Genomic DNA, 19,943 nt, shown 5'->3' on the forward strand with positions numbered 1-19,943 from the left:
GAAAGCCACGGCACGGGGAGCACCCGTCCGACCCGGCGCCATACAAAAGAAACCTGACCAGAACGGCGATCCCGGTCAGGCACTATGCTGTCTTTTGTCGGCCATTCTAGCCTAGAGTCAGCGAAGTATCATCGTTTACTTTGACCCACATTGAGCCTTAGTATGACAGGCACGTTACTTATTCGATTCACTTATCGGCTTCCGCGGAACTATGCGATTTTCACGATTACTGAGTGGACTGGCCTGTGCACTGGTGTTCAGCGTCCAAGCGACACCGGTGCAAGACTATGCCCAATATCTGCCAGAAGGCACCAATCTGGCACTGATGGTGCAAAAAGTCGGCTCAACCACGCCGACCATCGACTATCACGGCCAGCAAATGGCGCTGCCCGCCAGCACCCAGAAGGTGATCACGGCGCTGGCGGCGCTGCTACAGCTGGGGCCGGACTTCCGCTTTAATACCACCTTTGAAACCCGTGGGCAGATCAGCGCAGGCACCCTAAACGGCGACCTCATCGTACGCTTTGACGGCGATCCGACGCTGCGCCGCCAGAATATCCGCAACATGGTCGCCGCCCTGAAAAAACAGGGAGTCACGCGCATCAGCGGTGATATTCTCATCGATACCTCGGTGTTTGCCAGCCATGACAAAGCCCCCGGCTGGCCCTGGAACGATCTGACCCAGTGTTTCAGCGCACCACCGGCCGCCGCCATCGTCGATCGCAACTGCTTCTCCATCTCGCTGTACAGCGCCCCGAAAGCCGGCGATCGCGCGTTTATCCGCGTCGCATCCTATTATCCGGTGCACATGTTCAGCGAGGTTAAGACCCTGGCTCGCGGCTCTGCGGAGGCCCCCTATTGCGAGCTGGACGTCGTCCCGGGCGAACTCAACCGCTACACCCTGACCGGCTGCCTGACCCAGCGCGCCGACCCGTTGCCGCTGGCCTTCGCCGTACAGGACGGCGCAGCCTACGCCGGCGCCATCGTCAAAGACGAGCTGCAGCAGGCCAACATCGATATTGCGGGCCATCTGCGCCGGGAAACCCAGGTATCCCCGCAGGGCACCGTTCTGGCGCAAACCCAGTCCGCGCCGCTGCACGATCTGCTGCGCGTGATGTTAAAAAAATCGGACAACATGATTGCCGATACCGTCTTTCGTACCATTGGCCACAGCTATTTTAACGTGCCCGGCACCTGGCGCGCCGGCTCCGATGCGGTGCGTCAGATCCTGCGCAAAAAGGCGGGAGTCAACCTGGGCAACTCCGTGGTGGTCGACGGCTCTGGCCTGTCGCGCCATAACCTGATCGCCCCGGCAACCATGATGGCGGTACTGCAGTACATCGCCCAAAATGACAGCCAGCTGAACTTCATCAGCATGCTGCCGCTGGCCGGCTACGACGGAACGCTGCAGTACCGCGGCGGTCTGCACGAAGCGGGCGTTGACGGCAAGGTCTCCGCCAAGACCGGCTCCTTGCAGGGGGTGTATAACCTGGCCGGTTTCATCACCACCGCCAGCGGACAGCGTATGGCCTTCGTGCAGTACCTGTCCGGCTATGCGGTTCCACCGCAGGATCAGCGGACCCGCCGTCAGCCGCTGGTTCGCTTTGAGAGCCGCCTGTACCGCGATATTTACCGCAATAACTGACGGGCCGCTATGAAAATTCTGATCGTGGAAGACGATACCCTGATCCAGCAGGGACTGGCCCAGGCGATGACGCGAGAAAACTATGCCTGTGATTGTGCGGACAGCGCGGCGGGCGCTAGCGCGCTGCTGCAAAGCAGTCATTACAGCCTGATCATCCTCGATCTGGGGCTGCCCGGCATGGACGGCGCCAGCGCACTGCGCCAGTGGCGGCGCGAGGGTATCGACGTACCGGTGCTGATCCTGACCGCCCGCGACACCGTCAGCGATCGGGTCGACGGGCTGGACGCTGGCGCCGATGACTACCTGGTTAAGCCTTTCGCGCTAGCCGAGCTGATGGCGCGCGTCCGCGCCCTGATCCGCCGCATGCAGGGACTATGCAACAACGTTCTGCAGGTCGACGATATTCACCTGGATCTCTCCAGCCAGCAGGTCAACTGCGGCGGCCTAGCGTTGGAGATCACCCCCAAAGAGTTCGCTATCCTGGCACGTCTGATGATGCGCGCAGGGCAGACTATCAGCCGCGAAGTTCTCCAGCAGGATCTCTACTCCTGGCAAGATGAGCTCAGCTCCAACTCGCTGGAGGTACATATCCATAACCTGCGACGCAAGCTGGGGAAAAACCGGATCAAAACCCTGCGCGGCGTCGGCTATCGCCTGGAGAAGACCCTGTGATCAGCCTGCGCCGTACGCTGCTGATCATGCTGGCGCTGATCCTGCTGGTCACCCAGTTGGTCAGCGCGCTGTGGCTATGGCACGAAAGCCGGGAGCAGATAAGCTTTCTGGTTAACGAAACGCTCAGCGCCAAGGTGCGCACGGAGCAGGTTGACAAAGAGATCCGCGAAGCCATTGCCGCCCTGCTGATCCCCTCTCTGGTGATGATGACCGTCACGTTGCTGCTCTCCTGGCTGGCCGTCAGTTGGATAGTCCGCCCGCTTAACCAGCTACAGGCACGGTTAGAGAAACGGTCGCCCAGTAACCTGACGCCTATCGATATCGACAGCAGTATGACGGAGATCACCTCGATCACCCGTACCCTCAACCACCTATTTAGCCGCCTGCAGCACACCCTGCGCCAGGAGCGTCTGTTCACGGCCGATGCCGCACACGAGCTACGCACCCCTCTCGCCGGCGTACGCCTACACCTTGAGCTGATGGAGCAGAGCGGCGTGCCGGAGGCCACTACGCTAGTGCAGCGCATCGATCAGCTGATGCACACGGTCGAGCAGCTGCTGATGCTGTCGCGCGTCGGACAGAATTTTGCCAGCGGCCACTGTCCGCAGCTGGAGCTGATAGGCGAGGTGGTGCTCGCCCAGCGCAACGAGCTGAGCGAGATGCTGGCGCTGCGCGGACAGCACCTGCGGCTGGAGACGCCGTCACGGCTACCGATGCACGGCGATGCGATGCTGCTGCGCCTGATGCTGCGTAATCTGGTGGAGAATGCCCACCGCTACAGCCCCGAGGGCAGCGATATTCTCCTGCGGGTTACGCTGAGCGCGGACAGGCACGGCTGCATTCTACAGGTCATCGACAGCGGACCCGGTATCGATGAATCGCGGGCCAGCGAGCTGACCGAGCCCTTCCACCGCCTTGATCGGCGCTTCGGCGGCAGCGGCCTGGGACTAAATATAGTGGTGCGCATCCTGCAGCTGCACAAGGGACAGCTCACTCTACGCAATAACCGCCCGGGGCCAGGCCTCAATGCCTGCTGCCGTCTGCCGCTGACGCCGCAAGAATTCGGTTAAAAAAAGGGCTGCCCTACAGGCAGCCCCGGTATTACATGCGGATTGATTAACGCTGATAGATGATTTCGACGCCTTCGTCGTCGTCTTCATCCCAGTCATCATCCTCTTCCTCTTCCCACTCGGCTTCAGCCTGCTCCAGCTGTTCACGATGGTAGTCATCCCACATGAACTCGGCTTTCTTGGCCTTCTCTTTCTCTTCTTCCACTTCCGCTTCGCGCGGATGGGCTTCCAGGAAGTTCATCACATCCCAGCACAGGGCGTTCACCCCTTCGCGGTTGGCCGCAGAGATCAGATAGTGCTCTCCTTCCCAGCCCAGCGCATCGGCGATAGCCTGAGCGCGCGCCTTCGCCTCCTCCGGCGCCAGCAGGTCAGCCTTATTGAACACCAGCCAGCGCGGCTTCTGAGACAGCTTCTCGCTGTACTTCTCCAGCTCACCGATGATCACCCGGGCATTCTCGACCGGATCGGACTCATCGATCGGCGCGAGATCGATCAGGTGCAGCAGCACTCGGCAACGCTCCAGATGACGCAGGAAACGGATCCCCAGACCGGCACCTTCCGATGCGCCTTCGATCAGCCCCGGAATATCCGCCACCACGAAGCTCTTCTCGCTGTCCATGCGCACGACGCCCAGGCTTGGCACCAGCGTGGTAAACGGATAGTCAGCCACCTTCGGCTTGGCGGCAGAGACCGCGCGGATAAAGGTGGACTTACCGGCGTTGGGCAGCCCCAGCATGCCGACGTCGGCCAGCAGCAGCAGCTCCAGGCTCAGATCGCGTTTATCCCCCGGGGTTCCGTTGGTTTTCTGGCGCGGCGTACGGTTAACAGAGGATTTAAAACGGGTGTTGCCCAGGCCATGCCATCCCCCTTTGCCGACCATCAACTTCTGCTGGTGGCGCGTCATATCGCCCAGCACCTCGCCGGTATCGACGTCCGTTATCCGGGTGCCGACCGGGACCTTAATCGTCACATCCTGGCCACGTTTACCGGTACAGTCACGGCTCTGGCCATTCTGGCCGCGTTCGGCGCGGAAAGACTTTTCAAAGCGATAGTCAATCAGCGTGTTCAGGTTCTCATCGGCCAGCAGGTATACGTCACCGCCGTCGCCGCCGTCGCCGCCGTCCGGTCCCCCTTTCGGGATATACTTCTCGCGGCGGAAGCTGACGCAGCCATTGCCACCATCACCTGCTTCGATGTGGATCACGGCTTCATCTACAAATTTCATTTACTGTCTCCGTAAATCAGTGACCGGACCGCCCGATGGCAATCCGGTTTATGCGCGCTGGCGCGGCCACCAACGGTGGCCAATCGCAGAAAACATGGCGCCGGCAACCACCACAAAAGCGCCGATATACCCCACCGTATTCAGGCTGGGCGTCATAAAGGTTTCCGGCCAGGCTAACGCCAAAACGTCAGAAAACATCAGGGTAAACAGCGGGGTCAGCGTCACGATCGCCCCCACTTTCGCTACCTGCCAGCGCACCATGGCCTCGGCCAGCGCGCCGTAGCCGACCAGTGTATTGACCCCGCAGAACAACAGGCACAGCAGCTGCCAGCCACTCAGCTGATAAATCTGGCCCGGATGCGCTAACGGCCACAGGCAGATCGCACATAAAGCATACAACAGACACAGGATCTGCTGCGAGGCCAGGCGACGCAATAATACTTTCTGGGCGATGCCATAGCATACCCAGACCCCGGCCGCCGCCATCCCGAGTAACACGCCCAGCGTGTAGTCCGTTAGACGGGTAAAAATCTCCGCCAGGCTGTTATTAAAAAACAGGAGCAGCCCACCGATCAGCAGCACCGCACCAATCACCTGCGCAGGCCGCATCCGCTCTTTCAGCACCAGTACGCTGGCGAACATCAGACCGACCGGCGAAAGCTGCCCAATCACCTGCGAGGTGGTTGGGCTCAAATACTGTAGCGAGGTGCTAAACAGGATAAAGTTCCCCAGCAGCCCCGCCGTAGCAACGGACAGCAACAGCAGCCAGCGACGCTGTCGAAATACGCGCAGCGGCGGCAGCTGACCGCGCAGGCACAGCACGCTGCCCAGCCCTAATGCCGCCATGGAGAAACGGTACCAAACGATGGTCTCAGGCGCCATGTCAGGCAGAACCTGCTTCATCGCGATCGGCAGCGCACCCCAGAAAATCGCCGTCGTCAGCGCCAACGCGATACCCAGAGCCGCACTCTGTTTACTCTCCATGGACGCCCCTGTCCCTCTCTGTCTTCATAACGCAAAAAAGCCCCGCAAAGTATTGCGGGGCCTTACATCATTCAGGACGCGAAAAACTTATTCAGCAACGATGCTGATAAATTTACGGTTTTTCGGGCCTTTAACTTCGAACTTAACTTTACCGTCAGCCAAAGCGAACAGAGTGTGGTCACGACCGCAACCTACGTTGCTACCAGCGTGGAACTTGGTACCGCGCTGACGAACGATGATGCTGCCTGCCAGAACTGATTCACCGCCGAAGCGTTTTACGCCCAGGCGTTTGCTTTCGGAATCGCGACCGTTGCGACTGGAGCCGCCAGCCTTTTTATGTGCCATTAATCCGCTCTCCTAAAATTAAGCGCTGATACCAGTGATCTTCACGTCAGTGAACCACTGACGGTGACCCTGCTGTTTACGATGATGCTTACGGCGACGGAACTTGACGATCTTCACTTTCTCGCCACGACCGTGAGCAACAACTTCAGCCTTAACTTTACCGCCAGCTACAAAAGGAACGCCAATCTTGATGTCTTCGCCGTTAGCGACCATCAGAATCTGGTCAAACTCAACAGTTTCACCAGTTGCGATGTCCAGCTTTTCCAAGCGAACGGTCTGGCCTTCGCTTACTCGGTGTTGTTTACCACCACTTTGGAAAACCGCGTACATATAAAACTCCGCATTTCCGCACGCATGGCTCATAGTCCGATACGCGCTATAAATATTCACAATAGGGCGCGAATTCTACGCAAAAATCATTCAGAAGACAAGGGTAGAATCAGGAGAAAAGAAGAAAAAAAGCACAGTTTTCTCCCCGCCGTTTATCTAAATCATTTTTCAAGTACAATCATACTATAGTTGGCTGCCCATGGCAGCCTGGCAAGGGCTGCCGCCTGGCGGGACATCCATACACAGTTGAAATAAAACAATGAATTTAGAACAAATTACTGAGTTAACCGCGCAGGATATGGCGGATGTGAACGCAAAAATTCTTCACCAGTTAAATTCGGACGTCGCGCTTATCAACCAGCTTGGTTACTACATCATCAGCGGCGGCGGTAAGCGGATCCGCCCAATGATCGCCGTACTGGCCGCGCGCGCCCTCGGTTATCAGGGCGATCGCCACGTCACCATCGCCGCGCTGATCGAATTTATCCACACCGCCACGCTGCTGCATGACGACGTGGTGGATGAATCGGATATGCGCCGCGGTAAAGCCACCGCCAACGCGGCCTTCGGCAACGCCGCCAGCGTACTGGTCGGCGACTTTATCTATACCCGTGCTTTCCAGATGATGACCAGCCTGGAGTCGCTGCGCATCCTGGCGCTGATGTCGGAGGCCACCAACGTCATCGCGGAGGGCGAGGTACAGCAGCTGATGAACGTCAATGACCCCGATATCAGCGAAGAAAACTACATGCAGGTGATCTACAGCAAAACCGCCCGTCTGTTCGAGGCGGCGGCGCAGTGCTCGGCAATCCTCGCCGGGGCAGATACCGCACAGGAGCGGGCCCTACAGGACTATGGACGCTATCTGGGCACCGCATTTCAGCTGATCGACGATCTGCTGGATTACGATGCCGATGGAAAGACGCTGGGCAAGAATACCGGTGACGATCTCAATGAGGGCAAGCCAACCCTGCCGCTGCTGCACGCCATGCACCACGGATCCGCCGAGCGATCCGCGATGATCCGTCAGGCGATCGAGCAGGGCAATGGCCGTCATCTGCTGGAGCCGGTGCTGGAAACCATGCAGCAGGCTGGCTCGCTGGACTACACCCGCAGCCGGGCAGAAGAAGAGGCCGACAAAGCCATCGCCGCCCTGGCACCGCTGCCGGACAGCCCCCATAAGCAAGCTCTGATTGGGCTGGCGAACCTGGCCGTCAACCGCAGTTTCTAAGCGGGTTCCATCGAGTCTAAGCGCCTGCGGGCGCTTTTTTTTTGCATGTGGCGCTGCAGCCACCATCACAATTTTAACTTTCTATTAATCGCATTAGTTAGAAAGCAATTGAAAAGCAGAAGAGGTTTTCAGATAGTACCGAGGAGTTTTTTTAAGCAGGCGCCATGAAGGTACTTTCAGTGATAAGGAAACCACCGATGAAAAAAACGCTCCCGGAAGACTGGCACCCGGCAGAGATCATTGCCGCATTGCACAAGCGCAGGCTGACGCTCACTCAGGTATCGCGCAACGCCGGTCTGTCCAGCTCGACGCTGGCCAACGCCCTGACGCGTCCCTGGCCCAAAGGCGAATGGCTGATCGCTGAGGCCCTCAATATCCATCCCTGCGAGATCTGGCCCAGCCGTTACTACGATCCCGTCACCCATGAACTGCTGGATCGCAAACGGCTAATACGCGACGCAACCTCGGTCAAAAAGGGCTGAGCCACGCCCACTCATCCGCCCCGCGGCCCTCCGCGCACGCTTACCGATACAAAAAAACCGCAGGCGATGCCTGCGGTTTTCTCGGGCTCACGCTCAGACTTACTTATTGATAAAGTCTTCGCCCAGCGCGATATCTTTACGCAGCACCTCCAGCATGCTCTCCAACGCATGCTGTTCAAAGGCGCTCAGTGTGCCGATATTCAGGCGCTGTACCAGCCCCTCTTTACCCAGCAGCAGCGGTTGCGCAAAGAAGCGGGCATATTCGCCGTCGCTCTCTACGTAGCCGCACTCCACGACGTTTTCATCGCCCTGCATCGCCCGTACCAGCGACAGTGCGAAACGCGCTGCCGCCTGACCCATGGCCAACGTCGCCGATCCACCACCGGCCTTAGCCTCTACCACCTCGGTGCCAGCGTTCTGAATACGCTTGGTCAGATCAGCTACCTCTTGTTCACTGAGGCTGACGCCCGGGATCTGAGAGAGCAGCGGCAGGATCGTGACGCCAGAGTGACCGCCAATCACCGGAATATCCAGCGTTGCCGGATCCAGGTGCTTCAGTTCACCCACGAAGGTGTTGGAGCGGATGATGTCCAGCGTCGTCACGCCGAACAGTTTGTTCGGGTTATATACCCCCGCCTTCTTCAGCACCTCAGCCGCAATCGGCACCATGGTATTCACCGGGTTGGTGATGATACCGATACAAGCACCCGGGCTGGTACGCGCAACCTGTCCGATCAGGTTACGGATAATACCGGCGTTAACGTTGAACAGATCGGAACGATCCATCCCGGGCTTACGGGCCACACCGGCAGAAATCAGCACGATATCCGCGCCCTCCAGGGCGGGAGAGGCATCCTCACCACCGAAACCGCGCACCGTGACCGCCGTAGGGATATGGCTGAGATCAACGGCGACGCCCGGCGTCACCGGGGCGATATCGTAAAGGGAGAGTTCTGAACCTGAAGGCAGCTGAGTCTTAAGCAGAAGAGCGAGCGCCTGGCCGATGCCACCCGCTGCGCCGAGAACCGCAACTTTCATTCTATACTCCTTGTTACTATTTAAATGGAGAATGCCGTGAATGCATTACTACGCACATTAGTAGATCACTTTATAAAAAACAATCTGTTAACACTCAGATTGCGAGCTGACACACTAATTCCATGCTCTGCTGCAAGATTTCTAGAAAAAATGACTTATTGATGAAAGATATAGCAATAATTTGTGCGTGAAATCCGCGCATACTTTACCTCGGATTACGCCTGCGTTACATCCACGCTGTATTTTACATTACAACAACATCATACTAATAACATTTCATTTACCTTTTCCGTGCGTTCGCTCTCTTTTTCCCGATCCACGCGCGGTGACGGCGTTATGATTCGTCCGCTTTACGCCGTTTGCGCCGGCCCTGCGCGAATGACACGGATATTTACAGACTAAATTGCATAAAAATTCACGAATACGCATAATAACGAGGTCTATAGCTACCTTACGGTGAAGAATGCGAAACACGACCAAACAAGAAGACCTGACCAAGGCATTCAAAGCGCTGCTCAAGGAAGAAAAATTCAGCTCTCAGGGAGAGATCGTGCAGGCGCTGCAGGAGCTGGGCTTCGACAATATCAATCAGTCCAAAGTATCGCGTATGCTGACCAAGTTTGGCGCCGTACGGACGCGCAATGCCAAAATGGAAATGGTCTATTGCCTACCGGCCGAACTCGGGGTTCCCACCACCAGCAGCCCGCTGAAGAATCTGGTGCTCGACGTCGATCACAACGACGCCATCGTGGTTATCCATACCAGCCCCGGCGCGGCACAGCTGATCGCTCGCCTGCTCGACTCACTGGGGAAATCTGAGGGAATTCTGGGCACCATCGCCGGCGATGACACCATTTTTACCACGCCCGCCAAAGGATTTGCCGTCGAACAGCTTTATGCAGCCATTCTGGCGCTGTTTGAACAAGAGCTGTAATCACCGCTGCAGGCAGCAATCGCCCCGCCATATGTCATTATAAAGCCCGCCCGCGGGCTTTCTTCTCAGGGTCCCTACCGCGCATCGCCGCCCTGCGCCGCGTAAATCGCATTTTTCGCCAAATAAAGATAACCATCTATTATTTATTTAGTTTTTTATATCTGTATCTTTTTTAGGCCGTTTTTAGCGCATTATGATCTATCCACTCCATACGCAGCGGTAAAATAACACAACAAATAATTAGTGTGATATTAATTCATGATGTTATTGTGCTATGTTCGATGATGAGATGCACATCACATTTTTACGACGACACCACGTCACAATAGAGGCATAACACAATGAAAATTAAAGAGACTATCGCCACGCTGGCTACCCTTTGCGCCCTTTCGTTCGGCACCGCCGCTGCCCAGCTCCCAGCCCATGAAATTACGACGGCTCAGGCCTGCTGCCTGCAGCCGATCGGCGTTATCTCGGTCAGCGGGCTGGGCGGCTCCATCGCCGATATCGATCAGCAGCTGGCGGCCAAGGCCCAGTCCCAGGGCGCCAGCGCCTTTCGTATTATCGAGTAGCGTATCGACGGCAACTATCACGCCACGGCGCAGATCTACCGCTGAACCTCCCTCTGAAGCGCGAGCCAGACCGTCTGGGCTCGCCCCCAAAAAGCAAAACCGCAGCCTGGACTGCGGTTTTGCTTATCCGATAGCGACGCACAGCGTCGCGCGGCTCACTCCTGATGCGCCGCGGACTTTTGCGCCAGCGCCTGCAGCAGACGATCGTGAATATCGCCAAAGCCGCCATTGCTCATCACCAAGATGTGGTCGCCCGGCTGCGCATTTTTCACGATCATCTCCACCAGCGTACCGAGATCGGCGCTCCAGTGCGCGGGCTGCACACAGGCCTCCGCCACCTCCGCCACCTGCCAGGGAATATGCTGTGGCTGATAAAGGAACACCTCATCGGCCCGGCCCAGCGCAGGCGCCAGCTCATTCTTACACACCCCCATCTTCATTGTATTGGAGCGTGGCTCCAGAACGGCCAGAATACGAGCGGTGCCGCCGACCTTACCGCGCAGCGCCGCCAGCGTCGCCAGTATCGCCGTAGGATGGTGGGCAAAATCGTCGTACACGCTGACGCCATAGGCCTGTCCACGCAGCTCTAAGCGACGGCGGGCGTTAATAAAGCTCCCCAGGGCCCGGCATGCCTCCGCGGGAGGAACGCCGACATGACGCGCCGCAGCAATCGCCATCAGCCCGTTGTGCATGTTGTGCTCCCCCACCAGCGCCCACTGAACTTCGCCGACGCATTCACCATCCAGAGAGACGCTGAAGCGGCTGGCATCGGTCGACAGACGCGTCGCGCTCCAGGCGGCCTCATCGCCGCACAGCTCCTGTTCGCTCCAGCAGCCCATCGCCATCACCTGCTTCAGGTTGGCGTCGCTGGCCGGTAGAATAATCCGCCCTTGCCCCGGAACCAGTCGCACCAGATGGTGGAACTGTCGCTGGATCGCCCGCAGATCGTCGAAGATATCCGCATGATCAAATTCCAGATTGTTCAGGATCAGGGTACGGGGGCAGTAGTGGACGAACTTAGAGCGCTTATCAAAAAAGGCGCAGTCATACTCATCCGCCTCGATAACGAAGAATGGACTGTTGCCCAGACGCGCCGATACGCTGAAGTTCCCCGGTACGCCGCCGATCACAAACCCCGGCTCATAGCCACAGGACTCCAGGATCCAGTTCACCATCCCGGCGGTCGTCGTCTTCCCGTGGGTACCGGCAACGGCGATCACCCAACGGTGACGCAAAACCTCATCATGTAACCACTGCGGCCCGGAAACGTAAGGAATATTGCGCTCCAGGATCGCTTCGACGCACGGGTTACCGCGCGCCATCGCATTGCCAATGATGACCAGATCCGGCTGGGGCTCCAGGTGGGCAGGATCATAGCCCTCCAGCAGCGTAATTCCCTGCTGCTGCAGTAGCGTACTCATCGGCGGATAGACATTGGCATCCGACCCGGTAACGTCATGCCCCAGCTGGCGGGCCAATAGCGCCAGCCCCCCCATAAACGTGCCGCAGACTCCAAGAATATGAATGCGCATAATACTTCCAGTAGATTGCATTGATTTAGTTCACATTCTAACGCTGAGTTCAGCGCAGGCGAAAGGAAATTGCCTAGGAATGCCCCGATACATTAGCTAAAATGCGCTGCGAAAACGTTGGTGGTTTGTAAAAAAACCGCTGCTCCTCACAATCAGGGAATGTGTCATGAAAACGCTAGGCGAGTTTATCGTCGAAAAACAGCAGGATTTTCCTCACGCTACCGGTGAGCTTACCGCTCTTCTCTCCGCAATCAAACTGGGTGCCAAAATTATCCACCGCGATATCAACAAGGCGGGGCTGGTCGATATCATCGGCGCCAGCGGTGCGGAAAATATTCAGGGTGAAGTGCAGATGAAGCTAGATCTGTACGCCAACGAGAAGCTCAAGGCCGCGCTGAAAGCGCGTGGTGAAGTGGCCGGCATCGCCTCAGAGGAGGAGGATGATATCGTCATCTTCGAAGGCGATCGTGCCAATAACGCCAAATACGTGGTGCTGATGGATCCACTGGACGGCTCGTCCAATATCGACGTTAACGTCTCCGTCGGTACCATCTTCTCCATCTATCGCCGGATTACCCCGCTCGGCACACCGGTCACCCGCGAAGACTTCCTGCAGCCGGGCAATCGCCAGGTCGCCGCCGGCTATGTGGTCTACGGCTCCTCCACCATGCTGGTCTATACCACCGGCAACGGCGTACACGCGTTTACCTATGATCCTTCCCTTGGGGTCTTCTGCCTGTCCCACGAGCGGCTGCGTTTCCCGCATAGCGGCAACATGTACTCCATCAACGAGGGCAACTACATTAAGTTCCCGCTGGGGGTGAAGAAGTACATCAAGTATTGTCAGGAGCAGGACAGCGCTACGCAGCGTCCCTATACCTCCCGCTATATTGGCTCCCTGGTGGCGGATTTCCACCGCAACCTGCTGAAGGGCGGCATCTATATCTACCCGAGCACTGCCAGCCATCCGCAGGGTAAGCTGCGCCTGCTGTATGAGTGCAACCCGATGTCGTTCCTGGCGGAGCAGGCCGGAGGCAAGGCAACCGACGGCTTCCGCCGCATTCTGGATATCGTGCCAGATGCGCTGCATCAACGCTGCCCGTTCTTTGTCGGCAGCTGCGCCATGGTGGAAGACGCCGAACGTTTCATGCATCAGTTCCCCGACGCATAATCCCCGCGTCGGCACGCGGCATTGCGCGTCGCGCGCTGTTCATTTTTGGAGTGGCGGCTATAATAGCCGTCACTCCATTTCTGGTTTGATGAAAGGAAACCGACATGAGCTTGATCAACGTCCCGGCCGGTAAAGATATGCCGGAAGATATCTATGTAGTGATCGAAATCCCGGCCAACGCCGATCCGATCAAATATGAAATCGATAAAGACACTGGCGCCCTGTTTGTAGACCGCTTTATGTCTACCGCTATGTTCTATCCGTGCAACTACGGCTACATCAACCACACCCTGTCTCTGGACGGTGATCCGGTAGACGTGCTGGTCCCGACGCCGTATCCGCTGCAGCCGGGATCCGTGATCCGCTGCCGTCCGGTCGGCGTACTGAAAATGACCGACGAAGCCGGCGAAGATGCCAAGCTGGTTGCCGTGCCCCACAGCAAGCTGACCAAAGAGTACGATCACATTCAGGACGTTAACGACCTGCCTGAGCTGCTGCGCGCCCAAATCGCCCATTTCTTTGAGCACTACAAAGATCTGGAAAAGGGCAAGTGGGTCAAAGTCGAGGGTTGGGCTGATGCCACCGCGGCCAAAGCGGAAATCATCGCCTCTTTCGAGCGCGCCAAGAACAAGTAATGCCTTGACGCAGATAAAAAAACACCGCCTCATGGCGGTGTTTTTCCTTCAGTCTTCCTCACGCTTTAGCCAGTCCCCGCTGGCAATGCGCGGCAGCCCCTCTACCCCGTTGAGGTAGATGTAGATCCAGGCACAGCCATAGGGCGTTTTGATCAGCTCGCGGCGATAATCCTTGCTGTTGCTCTTAAGCTCATCCAGCTCCGCTAGGATCGACGAGGTAATCCGGTACACTTCGCAGTAAACCCTTCCCTCTCCCGGAACCACCGCTGGATAATGGCCAAGATCGTACAGATCGTAGCCCTCCAGCACATAATCGCCCAACCAGGTGGCATTGGTCATCCAATGGCTGTTGCCCTGCTTACGGCGCAGACTTCCGTAGACAATCACTCGCATGGTTAAAACTCAAACTGATAGAGCAGATCAAGTGCCTGATTTACGCCAGACACCGCTTCCAGATACAGATTCGGCATCAGGCGATAACGCAGCGTCAGCGTGGCCAGCGAATCGAAGATCCCCACGCCATACTTCACCTGCAGCCCCGGCAAGACATAGCCGCTGACTACCACCTGAGAACTGTCACCCCCCCCTGCGAATCCAGCGTTAGATTGCTGACGCCGAAGGTTTCACCGATTTTGCCTACCAGTTTACCACTCTGCGCGACGCCCAGGCCTATCAGCATCGACGTCATCGCATTACTGTCCGCGCCGCTGCTGTCCAGCCCCTGACCGCGCAATAGGTAGGAGAGGGCTTCTTGTTGTGACATTGCCGGATCTGAGAATACTTCCAGTTTCGGCTGCTCGGCAAGCCCTGTAACGCGAACGCCCACAGTAACATTGTTCGCCGTCGACTCCGGGTTGCGTATCGCCTCAATATTCAGCAACGGATTTCCCGGCGGCCCGGCGAAGACCAGCTCCCCCTGACGAATCAACAGATCCTGACCATACGCGGCAAAGCGCCCCTGCGGAATCATGATCTGCCCGTTCAGTCCTAAGCCATTCTGGTTCTGGCTCACCTTCAGCTCGCCTTTTAACGCGGCCTTGAGGCCAAAGGCGGAAATACGCACGTTGTTTCCGATGGCAATGGTCAGATCGGTATGCAGCGGAATCGAGGCGGTGACCGGCCGGATCGGCTGATGCGCATTGTTCAGCATCACCTCGTCGGAGGATACGCCGACCGCGCTCTCCGGCAGCTCCTGCACCGTGATGCGCGCCCAGGGAATATCAACCCGGCCGCTCAGCGCCAGCTGGCTGGGAGAGGCATCGAACACAATATTCGGCGATACATCCAGCCGAACCATCGGCGGCACCGTCACTCGCAGACGTGTGCCGCTGGCGGCGATGCGGGCGCGCCAGGCATTCAGATTCCGCCAGTCCGCATTACCGGACAGATTCAGCTGGCCCTGCGAGGTCTTGATCACCCCCTGCAGCACCGAGCTCATGCCGTCAAAGTTGATCGCGAGGTTCGCATCGGTGACATCGAACGGCATGAACTGCCCGTCGATGTCCACACCATCCAGCGCCAGACGGCCATATAGCTGCGGATGCAGCGTACTGCCGCCCAGGCGCAGCGACGCATTGAGCATGCCCTGTGCCTTTTCCCCTTTCATCAGCGCCGGATTGAGCAGCGCCAGCGACAGGCGCTGAATATCCACACTACCGGAGAGATTACGCGCCCCCTCCAGATTTGCGATGCGCACGTCGCCGCGCAGCTGGCCGTTGCCCACAATGCCGATCAGCCAGTTAAGGCGAGCCTGCCCCTGGGCCAGGCTCGCCTCTAGCGTGACCGTACTCAGGGCCACCGGCAGCGTATTTCCCTGCACCTGCTGCGCTAGCCTAACGCCGTCGCCGCTGAGCGTAATCCGCGCCTGCGGCAGCCCTTGTCCCGCCTGCCAACGGGCCTGAGCCCGTCCGCTGAAGCGCCCGTGCAGCTGGGTATCCGGCCCCAGGAACGGCTGCAGCATCGCCAGATCAAACCGCTCCAGCACCACGCTGACATTACCGCTCTCGCCCACCTCAATGGTCTGCGGAACGCACAGACGAGCGTTGGGGTTATCCCAGCAGTGGGGGCCGATGGCCATCTGCTGCTTGGCGACGCCATACTCCAGCGCGATGGGGCGGGTAAGGCGCCACTCGCCGATCGGCGTCGTAAAGTCGGTATCCGTCAGCGTGCCGCTCCAGCGCGCCCGATCTTGCGCCAAACTGCCGTTGAGGGTCAAACGGCCGGCCAGCGGCGTCCCCTGCATCGCCAGCTGCAGCCGGTGCTTACGCTCATTACCGGCGGCGCGCAAGGTCAGCTGGCTGATATCAATATCGCCTTGCTTTAGGCTGTCCACCCGCAGATCCAGCGCCCCCTGGATCTGTTGATCCGAGCGGATATCCCCCAGCAAAGCGACGCGCTGAATGGTCAACGCCTGCCAACGCAGTCCGCGGGCCTGCAGATCGGCCAGCAACTGGGGCGCCTGACGATCACCGCGCAGCTTCAACGTCCCACGCGCGATCCCCGCCAGCCCCGGCAGCGTTCCATCCAGGCGTGGAGCATCGATACGCGCGTCCAAAGACCACAGCTTCTGCGCCAGATCGCCGTTCACCTCAATCCGATTACGTCCCAGCGCGATGTGCAGCTGGGGGATCTGCCACTGGCCGGCCTGATTGCCACGCAGCTGACCGCCAACATCCACCCCATTCTGTTTGATTCGCCCCGTCAGCTTCAGCTGTGGTACCTGCAGCTGCCAGCTGCCGCCATACAGACTCCCGCGGGTCTCTATTTTACCGTTCAGGTTCGACGGCCACGCCGGCCACTGACGCCCGGTATCGATCCCCGTCAGCGTCAGGCTACTGCGCCAGCTTATCGCTTTGCTCCAGTCGACCAGCGCCTGCATATCAGCCTTGCCACCCAGCGTCGCCAGCTGCAGCTGACTCAGGGTAAACTGACGTTCGTTCCCCTTTCCCGCGAGATCCAGCGCCGCATCCGGCAGCCCCTGACCGCTGAACGCGCCGCGCAGCTGCAGCCGATAATCATGGGCGCTCCCCGTCAGACGCAGCGCCATATTTTTCACCTGATAGTCGGGGGTTCCCCCCAGCGGCCACCGCAGGCTGGGGCTATCCAGCGACAGCGATAGCGGCAGACCGGCGTCAGCCAGACGAGTATCTCCCTTCAGGGTCGCCCTCAGCGGACCGGACAGGTTGGCATCGAGAGCCAGCGTGTCGTACATCGCCCCCTTCAGCGCCAGGCGCAGCTTTTCGCCCTTCAGCGGCGCCTGATTCACGCTAGCATTCAGCTGCAGATCCAACGGCCAGCGGCCGCTGAACGTCGCACTGCCGCGCGCCGACAGGCTCCCCTGCTGCGCCTGGACCTTCAGGGTATGCAGCGCCAGACGCTGTTGATCCAACGCCGCACGCAGTTCAAGAGACACGATATCCAGATCGGTCGCCGCCCGGATCTGCACTTGGCGCGCGGAAATGCGGCTCACCTGCATATCCAGCGGCAGATCCAGCGTCATCGCCGCCGGCAGCAGCGGCCGGGAAAACAGCGCCGTCAGCGTCTCCCCCAACGGGGCTGACGGAGCCTGCGGTGCGGCGCCCTCCGCCGGCGCGGGAGTAGCCGGCGAAGGCGGCAGCGACACCCGCAGCCCCTGAATATCGCTGGGCTGTAAACGCAGCAGCGATCCGCGCCACTCCGCTCCGCTCCGCAAGGCATCCAGCGTGATCGCCGTGCCGTCCACATTCACCTGTACGTCGTGGAGACGCAGCAGGCGCAGCACGAAGGGATAGGGGGTACTCAAGCGCCCCAGCGGAGCTGATGGCGTCACCTGCGGCTCACTCGGCGGCAGCGCCTGGGTATCGACATTCACCCGCACCCGCTGGACGCTCAGCACATTCAGACACAGCTCGCTGCGCTTCAGACAGCCGATATCCAAGGAGAGATGAAACTGCCCCACGGAGACATCAACCCCGGGCATGCGGTAGCCGACATCGCGCAGAGTCAGATCGCGCCAGCCCCCCTCCACTCGGCCAATCTCCAGCCCCGGGACCCAGCGAGCGGCGGCATTGAGTGCCAGATGCAGCCCACTTTGGGTCATCATCCCCCCAGCAGCAACGCCAGCAGCAGGAACAGCCCCAGCAGGAGCATCAGCGCATAGCGCCGGATGTTATACCACCTCATAGCTCAGGCCCCAGTCCGATATAAATCTGCACATCGTGCTTATCTTCACGCCCCACCGGGACGCCGAGGTTAAGGCGGATGGGGCCGACCGGCGATACCCAGATCACCCCGACACCGGTCCCGGTGTGAAAGTCACTCTTGGTAAAATCGTTCACTGCCTCACCGGAGTCGACAAACACGCCGCCCCACCACTTGCCGCTCAGGTTATACTGGTACTCCAGCGACCCGGTCGCCAGACGCGAGGCGCCGGTCAGCTTACCGTCGCTGCCCCGCGGCGAGATCGATTTATATTTATAGCCGCGAATACTGCGATCGCCCCCGGCAAAGAAACGCAGGGACGGCGGCACCTTATTAAAGTCATTGGTTTCTATCCAGCCCAGGTTGCCGCGCACCACGAAACGGTGTCGCTCCGCCAGCGTGCGGATCCAGACGTTCTGCGCCTGAAACACCGCAAAGTCGACCGATGACCCCCAATAGCGGTTGGACACGTCCACCGAGTAGCGCTGGGTATCGCCCCAGGTCGGCATCAGCCCGCCGCGCGAGCGCGTACGGTTTACGCTGACGCCGGGATACAGCAGCATGGCGGTCTCGGTGAGATTGCCCTGCGTAAAGTGGTCGAGGCTCCAGCGCATATTAATGCCGCGCTGCCAGCCACTGGAGAGCTCCCAGTAACGCGCCAGATTTAGGGTGGTAGAATCGGACTGAGTATCGTTCAGATCGGTGCGCTGAAAACCGCCCTGCACCAGATAGTACTGCTCCAGCGGGGCCTTCAGCAGCGGAATTTTATAGCTGAAGTCCGCCGTCTGCTCCGGCATGGAGAGATTCAGCGAGGTATCCAGGCTGTGTCCATAAGAGTTCATCCAGGGGCGCTTCCAGCTGACCTTCATCCGCGGGCCGACGTCCGTCGCATAGCCGCCCCCCAGATCGACCATATTCTGGCTGCGCGGCGTCACCACCGCCTGGAGCGGCAATGTCTGATCCGCCCCCAGCGCCTTAAAGTCGGGCGACACCACCACCGAGTTAAACCAGTTGGTCGCCGACAGGTTACCGCTGAACTTGGCCAGGTCATCGGCGCTGTAGTACTCCCCGGTCTTAAACGGGCGCAGGTTCTGTAAATAGGCGCTCTGGATCTGCGAGCCGCTAAACCGTACGTCGCCAAAGCGATAGCGGGGTCCGCTGTCGAATTCGATATCCCAAAATGCCTTGTGCTGATCTTCGATAACCCCGAGCTGATGCACCGGCATGGTGGCACCAAAGTAGCCACGCTGCAGCGCCAGCGAGTTTAAGGCATTCTTCAGATTGTCATAGTCGCCCTGATCGAGCACGCTGCCCACCGGCGGTAGAGACTTAGCCAACAGCGCCTGATAGGCAGGATCGTCCTTAGCCGCCCCACGGATACGCACATTGATCCCGGCGATACGCACCGGCTCACCGGGCATGACGTTAGCGATCAGCTGTGGGCGGGAAAAGGTTGAGCCGGGCCGATACTCAAATTCAATGGTCGGCTGAAAATAGCCCAGCGCCCTCAGCCCCTGACGGATGGCATCCGCCGCACGCACGCGAAAACGGCCATCGTTACTGATCTCATCTTCGCCGATGGTCGACAGCGTGGCACGCACATTCTGCTGCAGCTGTCCGCTCAACCCCTCTACCACCAAGCTGACCTGAGCGGCATGCGCCAGCGGCGCCGCTAATAACAGACACAGCAGGCCTATCCTGCGCAATCGTGGCATGCAAACTCCCGCATTAAACTTATCGGTAACACTTTCCGCCGCAGTACATCATCCCAGCGTGACCCGCCAGGCTAAATGCGTTCTCCTACTGCGGCCGCACAACACGGACATATTGTGCGTAAAGCCTGCGTGGGATACAACGAAACAGGAAAATAACAATTATTCGACGTTAGACTCTCTACG

Annotated in this window: 17 protein-coding genes and 1 pseudogene; 9 read left to right on the forward strand and 9 right to left on the reverse strand. The window is 58.8% G+C overall.

Translation table 11 applies throughout. From position 1 onward, the window contains the following. The first annotated feature begins 211 nt into the window (after positions 1 to 211). Genes dacB through pmrB form a run of 3 tightly spaced genes read left to right on the forward strand, consistent with a single transcriptional unit; the run spans position 212 to position 3,387 of the window. Positions 212 to 1,645, forward strand: coding sequence for a serine-type D-Ala-D-Ala carboxypeptidase (dacB, locus tag QY76_RS00925; protein WP_045425408.1), 1,434 nt, complete (start codon positions 212 to 214; stop codon positions 1,643 to 1,645). A gap of 9 nt (positions 1,646 to 1,654) precedes the next feature. Next, positions 1,655 to 2,317: a two-component system response regulator PmrA gene (pmrA, locus tag QY76_RS00930; protein ID WP_045425411.1), complete on the forward strand. Its 663-nt coding sequence runs from the start codon at positions 1,655 to 1,657 to the stop codon at positions 2,315 to 2,317. Next, on the forward strand, positions 2,314 to 3,387 hold the full coding sequence (gene pmrB / locus QY76_RS00935) for a two-component system sensor histidine kinase PmrB (RefSeq protein ID WP_034162895.1): 1,074 nt from the start codon (positions 2,314 to 2,316) through the stop codon (positions 3,385 to 3,387). Before pmrA ends, pmrB begins: the two co-directional genes overlap by 4 nt. Positions 3,388 to 3,433: 46 nt before the next feature. Here pmrB and cgtA read toward each other — a convergent pair whose 3' ends face one another. The 4 genes from cgtA to rplU form a co-directional block, all read right to left on the reverse strand. Further along, positions 3,434 to 4,612, reverse strand: coding sequence for an Obg family GTPase CgtA (gene cgtA, locus QY76_RS00940; RefSeq protein ID WP_034162896.1), 1,179 nt, complete (start codon positions 4,610 to 4,612; stop codon positions 3,434 to 3,436). A 48-nt stretch (positions 4,613 to 4,660) separates the two neighbouring features. Beyond that, positions 4,661 to 5,596: a DMT family transporter gene (locus QY76_RS00945; RefSeq protein WP_034162898.1), complete on the reverse strand. Its 936-nt coding sequence runs from the start codon at positions 5,594 to 5,596 to the stop codon at positions 4,661 to 4,663. Between the two features lie 87 nt (positions 5,597 to 5,683). Continuing rightward, the gene (gene rpmA / locus QY76_RS00950; protein ID WP_012847264.1) at positions 5,684 to 5,941 is read right to left on the reverse strand and encodes a 50S ribosomal protein L27; all 258 of its coding nucleotides are present in this window, start codon (positions 5,939 to 5,941) and stop codon (positions 5,684 to 5,686) included. Between the two features lie 18 nt (positions 5,942 to 5,959). Next, positions 5,960 to 6,271: a 50S ribosomal protein L21 gene (gene rplU / locus QY76_RS00955; protein ID WP_005281302.1), complete on the reverse strand. Its 312-nt coding sequence runs from the start codon at positions 6,269 to 6,271 to the stop codon at positions 5,960 to 5,962. Between the two features lie 259 nt (positions 6,272 to 6,530). Here rplU and ispB point away from each other — a divergent pair, with 259 nt between their 5' ends. Beyond that, on the forward strand, positions 6,531 to 7,502 hold the full coding sequence (ispB, locus tag QY76_RS00960) for an octaprenyl diphosphate synthase (protein ID WP_045425414.1): 972 nt from the start codon (positions 6,531 to 6,533) through the stop codon (positions 7,500 to 7,502). Positions 7,503 to 7,699: 197 nt separating this feature from the next. Continuing rightward, entirely contained in the window at positions 7,700 to 7,984 is a 285-nt protein-coding gene (locus tag QY76_RS00965; RefSeq protein WP_034162900.1) for a helix-turn-helix transcriptional regulator, read from the forward strand. 99 nt (positions 7,985 to 8,083) lie between these two features. On the opposite strand, the gene mdh is transcribed toward QY76_RS00965, so the two are convergent. After that, positions 8,084 to 9,022 carry a malate dehydrogenase gene (gene mdh / locus QY76_RS00970; RefSeq protein ID WP_034162901.1) on the reverse strand — a complete coding sequence of 313 codons (939 nt, stop codon included), beginning with the start codon at positions 9,020 to 9,022 and terminating at the stop codon, positions 8,084 to 8,086. Positions 9,023 to 9,485: 463 nt separating this feature from the next. Here mdh and argR point away from each other — a divergent pair, with 463 nt between their 5' ends. Continuing rightward, positions 9,486 to 9,956, forward strand: coding sequence for a transcriptional regulator ArgR (gene argR / locus QY76_RS00975; RefSeq protein WP_012847259.1), 471 nt, complete (start codon positions 9,486 to 9,488; stop codon positions 9,954 to 9,956). Positions 9,957 to 10,297: 341 nt separating this feature from the next. Next, complete coding sequence (locus QY76_RS00980) at positions 10,298 to 10,528, forward strand: YdgH/BhsA/McbA-like domain containing protein (protein ID WP_045425419.1); 231 nt, start codon at positions 10,298 to 10,300, stop codon at positions 10,526 to 10,528. 155 nt (positions 10,529 to 10,683) lie between these two features. On the opposite strand, the gene mpl is transcribed toward QY76_RS00980, so the two are convergent. Continuing rightward, the gene (mpl, locus tag QY76_RS00985; protein WP_045425422.1) at positions 10,684 to 12,060 is read right to left on the reverse strand and encodes a UDP-N-acetylmuramate:L-alanyl-gamma-D-glutamyl-meso-diaminopimelate ligase; all 1,377 of its coding nucleotides are present in this window, start codon (positions 12,058 to 12,060) and stop codon (positions 10,684 to 10,686) included. Between the two features lie 166 nt (positions 12,061 to 12,226). Between mpl and fbp the strand changes: the two genes are divergently transcribed. After that, positions 12,227 to 13,231 carry a class 1 fructose-bisphosphatase gene (fbp, locus tag QY76_RS00990; protein ID WP_015460810.1) on the forward strand — a complete coding sequence of 335 codons (1,005 nt, stop codon included), beginning with the start codon at positions 12,227 to 12,229 and terminating at the stop codon, positions 13,229 to 13,231. 104 nt (positions 13,232 to 13,335) lie between these two features. Further along, the gene (ppa, locus tag QY76_RS00995) at positions 13,336 to 13,866 is read left to right on the forward strand and encodes an inorganic diphosphatase (protein WP_034162904.1); all 531 of its coding nucleotides are present in this window, start codon (positions 13,336 to 13,338) and stop codon (positions 13,864 to 13,866) included. 48 nt (positions 13,867 to 13,914) lie between these two features. Here ppa and QY76_RS01000 read toward each other — a convergent pair whose 3' ends face one another. From QY76_RS01000 to QY76_RS01010, 3 genes and pseudogenes are all read right to left on the reverse strand, one after another. Beyond that, complete coding sequence (locus QY76_RS01000; protein ID WP_012847254.1) at positions 13,915 to 14,259, reverse strand: gamma-glutamylcyclotransferase; 345 nt, start codon at positions 14,257 to 14,259, stop codon at positions 13,915 to 13,917. A 2-nt stretch (positions 14,260 to 14,261) separates the two neighbouring features. Then, positions 14,262 to 18,027 (reverse strand): annotated as a pseudogene (locus tag QY76_RS01005) (translocation/assembly module TamB domain-containing protein). Beyond that, positions 18,024 to 19,760, reverse strand: a complete 1,737-nt coding sequence (locus QY76_RS01010; protein ID WP_034162905.1) for an autotransporter assembly complex family protein — start codon at positions 19,758 to 19,760, stop codon at positions 18,024 to 18,026. The pseudogene QY76_RS01005 and the gene QY76_RS01010 overlap by 4 nt, the downstream one beginning before the upstream one ends. Positions 19,761 to 19,943 lie beyond the last annotated feature (183 nt).

The sequence above is a fragment of the Edwardsiella sp. EA181011 genome (assembly GCF_000800725.1).
GTDB classification, from domain to species: domain Bacteria; phylum Pseudomonadota; class Gammaproteobacteria; order Enterobacterales; family Enterobacteriaceae; genus Edwardsiella; species Edwardsiella anguillarum.

Coding starts and splice junctions, on each gene's coding strand:
- QY76_RS00945 (WP_034162898.1), bottom strand. CDS start 5,596: ATGGAGAGTAAACAGAGTGCGGCTCTGGGTATCGCGTTGGCGCTGACG.
- mdh (WP_034162901.1), bottom strand. CDS start 9,022: ATGAAAGTTGCGGTTCTCGGCGCAGCGGGTGGCATCGGCCAGGCGCTC.
- fbp (WP_015460810.1), top strand. CDS start 12,227: ATGAAAACGCTAGGCGAGTTTATCGTCGAAAAACAGCAGGATTTTCCT.
- QY76_RS01000 (WP_012847254.1), bottom strand. CDS start 14,259: ATGCGAGTGATTGTCTACGGAAGTCTGCGCCGTAAGCAGGGCAACAGC.
- QY76_RS01010 (WP_034162905.1), bottom strand. CDS start 19,760: ATGCCACGATTGCGCAGGATAGGCCTGCTGTGTCTGTTATTAGCGGCG.
- QY76_RS00965 (WP_034162900.1), top strand. CDS start 7,700: ATGAAAAAAACGCTCCCGGAAGACTGGCACCCGGCAGAGATCATTGCC.
- ppa (WP_034162904.1), top strand. CDS start 13,336: ATGAGCTTGATCAACGTCCCGGCCGGTAAAGATATGCCGGAAGATATC.
- rplU (WP_005281302.1), bottom strand. CDS start 6,271: ATGTACGCGGTTTTCCAAAGTGGTGGTAAACAACACCGAGTAAGCGAA.
- QY76_RS00980 (WP_045425419.1), top strand. CDS start 10,298: ATGAAAATTAAAGAGACTATCGCCACGCTGGCTACCCTTTGCGCCCTT.
- cgtA (WP_034162896.1), bottom strand. CDS start 4,612: ATGAAATTTGTAGATGAAGCCGTGATCCACATCGAAGCAGGTGATGGT.
- argR (WP_012847259.1), top strand. CDS start 9,486: ATGCGAAACACGACCAAACAAGAAGACCTGACCAAGGCATTCAAAGCG.
- rpmA (WP_012847264.1), bottom strand. CDS start 5,941: ATGGCACATAAAAAGGCTGGCGGCTCCAGTCGCAACGGTCGCGATTCC.
- ispB (WP_045425414.1), top strand. CDS start 6,531: ATGAATTTAGAACAAATTACTGAGTTAACCGCGCAGGATATGGCGGAT.
- pmrA (WP_045425411.1), top strand. CDS start 1,655: ATGAAAATTCTGATCGTGGAAGACGATACCCTGATCCAGCAGGGACTG.
- dacB (WP_045425408.1), top strand. CDS start 212: ATGCGATTTTCACGATTACTGAGTGGACTGGCCTGTGCACTGGTGTTC.
- mpl (WP_045425422.1), bottom strand. CDS start 12,060: ATGCGCATTCATATTCTTGGAGTCTGCGGCACGTTTATGGGGGGGCTG.